Here is a 2849-nt window from a genome sequence, read left to right as displayed (position 1 = left end):
GGCCACGGGTGAGGTGATGGGCACCACCACCAACGAAGACAACGCGCGGGTCCTCAACACCACCGCGGCCACGGTGGCGGCCTTCCGCTAGCCGCATCCGCACCACGTGAGAGCGCCCCGCATCCAACCGGATGCGGGGCGCTCTGTCATTCTCCCTCCGCCACGCCTGGCTCCCGCAGCGGAAAGGCGTAGAGGACGAACGGCTCCCCCCGCGCCCCCACGCCCTCGTACAGCCCGCGCGCGGCCACGTTGGTTTCCTCCGTGCCCAGCCACGCCTCCGTGCAGCCGATCGTCCGCCCGTGCTTCAGCATGGCCTCCATCAGACGCCGCGCGATGCCGCGCCGCTGGTGCGAGGGGGCGACGCCCACCTCGTTGATCCAGAGCTGGGGGGCCTTGTCCGGATGCACGTAGTCCACCGCCGAGATCATCCCCACCACCACGCCCTCGTCCCGCGCCACGATCATGTGGTGCCGGCGGTCCGTGAGGAACTCCGTGGTCCAGCGCGGATCCACCGCGTAGTCGAACACGCCGTCGGCCACGCGCCCGAGCACGTCCGCGTCGCCGGGCTCCAGGAGGCGAAGCTCGATCATCCCTCGGGGGATGCCTTGGGTGAGGAACCCCGCCGCGCCTGCCTGGCCTTTTCGCGGAGCATGTAGAGGTACATCCCCTCCACCTTTTCGCGCGCCCACGGCGTCTTGCGCAGGAACTTGAGGCTGGAGCCGATGCTGGGATCGGCGGTGAAGCAGCGGATGGCGATGCGCTGCCCCATCGCCTCCCACCCGAAGTGGTCCACCAGCTCGGTCAGCATCCGCTCGAGCGTTACGCCGTGCAGCGGGTTGTGGGGCTGTTCTGGCGCGGCGGTCATGAGCGTGCGGCGGCGGCGATGAGCGGTCGAGAAACGTCCTCCTAACTAGAAGGTCGCATGGAATCGCGCAAGACGACGGGTGAAAAACGTTTCACGCAGAGGGCGCGGAGGGAACGGAGAGGACGCAGAGAAAACACGATCTTTTCTCTGCGTCCTCTCTCGTTTCCCCTGCGTCCTCTGCGTGAAATGCCGTTCTGCCAGGGCCTCACGCCAGGCCGGCGCCCGCGGCTGCCCGGGCGATCACGGCCCTGCGGACGGGCGGACGCGAGCGGATACGCCACACCCAGTAGGCCATCGACACCACCGGCGCCAGCACGGGAATGGCGAGCAGGAGGGGGATGCGCAGCGCTTTCGGAAACTCGTCTGCCTGGCCTATGAAGAACGACAGCGCCGCGATGAACAGCGCGAAGCACATGCGCCACAGGTGCCTCGCGATGCGCGCCGATCCCCGCGGCGGAACGCCTGAGCGGATCATCCGCAGGTCACCCGCGCTCCCCAGCAGCGCGACGATGCCGAACATGAAGAACGGGAACGCGGGCATGCCGTTCCTCGTTCCGCCGTGGGCGGCCGCCTGGATCCCGAACGTCAGGCTCGTCAGGCTCACGCCGATGGCCACCAGCATGGCGCCGGCGTTCAGCCAGCGGGTGGCCGCGTCCACGGGGCGGACCGCCGTCAGCGCCGTGACGACCAGGTACGAGCACAGCAGCCCCGCGGGAATGTTGATGGCCGGCGCCACGCCCCGCCCCGCCGCGACCGCAATCCCCAAGATCGACATCGCCAGCATCGCGTAGACGAACACGGCGCCGCTCCCCCGGTGGACCCGGGCCCCCTTGGCCGCGAAGAGCGCGATGTAGCCCGAAATCAGCGCCAGGCTTCCGGCGGTGATGTGCAGGATCAGCGTCGTGCGCATCGGTTCATCCCAGGGCAGAGTGTGAACGGGAACCGGTCGCCCGGCTCAGCGGCCCCGGGCCCGCGCCGGCAGCGGCTTCATCGCCTTGTCCAGTACCATGCGCGCGGCCCGGCTGCCGACCCACTCGCCCGCCTCGTTGCTGAAGCGGTAGTGCACGCCGCCGTAGATGCGCGAGTCCGACACCTGCTGCACCCACTCGTCCCACGTGGGCAGCACCTGCACGACCGCGTTGGGAAGCGACTGCGAGCTGACGCGCACGCCCATCGGAGGCCGCGGCCCCACCTCGGCCTTCATCACCTCGGCGACCGCCGCCGCGTAGGTGCAGTGGCCGCACGGATACTCGGCGAAGTTGGGCGTCACCAGCAGCGGCACCCAGCCGGCGTCCGGCGCCGTGGCGTCGTTGCCGTCTTCCGCGCCGTTGCGGATGGCGGTGATGGGGCGCCAGAAGTTGTAGTGCATCTTGGCCACGGCCATCGCCTGCGTCGCGTCGTCCATCGCCATCTGCAGCAGCGCGAACATGCGCGCGTTCTGCACCGGCCTGCGCCCAGGCGCCTCGGCGATGGTGCGCAGCGAGGGCGCCAGGTCCGGCATCTCGCGGTAGCGCGCGATCAGCGTTTGCAGCGGCGTGCGCTCCGTGCTCGTGCGTCCGCCCACGCGCCGCACCTCTTCGTAGTCGCGCGCCCAGCGCTCGCTGTTCAGCGCGGGGGGCGGGGGCGGGCGCAGCGCCTCCACGCTCGGCGCCGCCCACGGGCGAAAGGCCGCCCAGTACGGCTGCAGCACGGGGAGCGCGGCCCCGATCCACTCGCCCGGCGTGGTGCGCGGCCGGTAGGGCACCTGCGCGACCGTGGAATCGATTCCCCCCGCCGCTTGCGCCGCCGCCGCGGCCTGCTCGCCGATCAGCCGTCCCGCCTCGCGCGCGCGCTCGTCGGGGATGGACGCCATCGTCAGCGCGTAGGTGTCGTCCAGCGTCGTCTTCTGCGCGGGAAACTGGAACAGCAGCACGCGATACGCGGCCGTGGCCGCCGCGGCGTCCTGCGAGGCCGACGGGTCGCCCAGCGGAAAGCCCAGGTAGCT

4 protein-coding genes are annotated in these 2849 nt (G+C 70.8%); all 4 read right to left on the bottom strand.

Annotated features, from left to right (window positions below; translation table 11 throughout):
• Positions 1-146 precede the first annotated feature (146 nt).
• The gene (locus VIB55_RS16355) at positions 147-590 is read right to left on the bottom strand and encodes a GNAT family N-acetyltransferase (protein ID WP_331877735.1); all 444 of its coding nucleotides are present in this window, start codon (positions 588-590) and stop codon (positions 147-149) included.
• Positions 587-865, bottom strand: a complete 279-nt coding sequence (locus VIB55_RS16350) for a VF530 family protein (protein ID WP_331877734.1) — start codon at positions 863-865, stop codon at positions 587-589. The genes VIB55_RS16355 and VIB55_RS16350 overlap by 4 nt, the downstream gene beginning before the upstream one ends.
• Positions 866-1070: 205 nt before the next feature.
• On the bottom strand, positions 1071-1775 hold the full coding sequence (locus VIB55_RS16345) for a hypothetical protein (RefSeq protein WP_331877733.1): 705 nt from the start codon (positions 1773-1775) through the stop codon (positions 1071-1073).
• A 45-nt stretch (positions 1776-1820) separates the two neighbouring features.
• Positions 1821-2849, bottom strand: a 1029-nt coding sequence (locus VIB55_RS16340) for a vanadium-dependent haloperoxidase (protein ID WP_331877732.1), incomplete at its 5' end; no start/stop codon positions are given.

Source organism: Longimicrobium sp. (genome assembly GCF_036554565.1).
Classification (GTDB): Bacteria; Gemmatimonadota; Gemmatimonadetes; order Longimicrobiales; family Longimicrobiaceae; genus Longimicrobium.
This window is presented reverse-complemented; position numbering and strand designations above follow the sequence as displayed.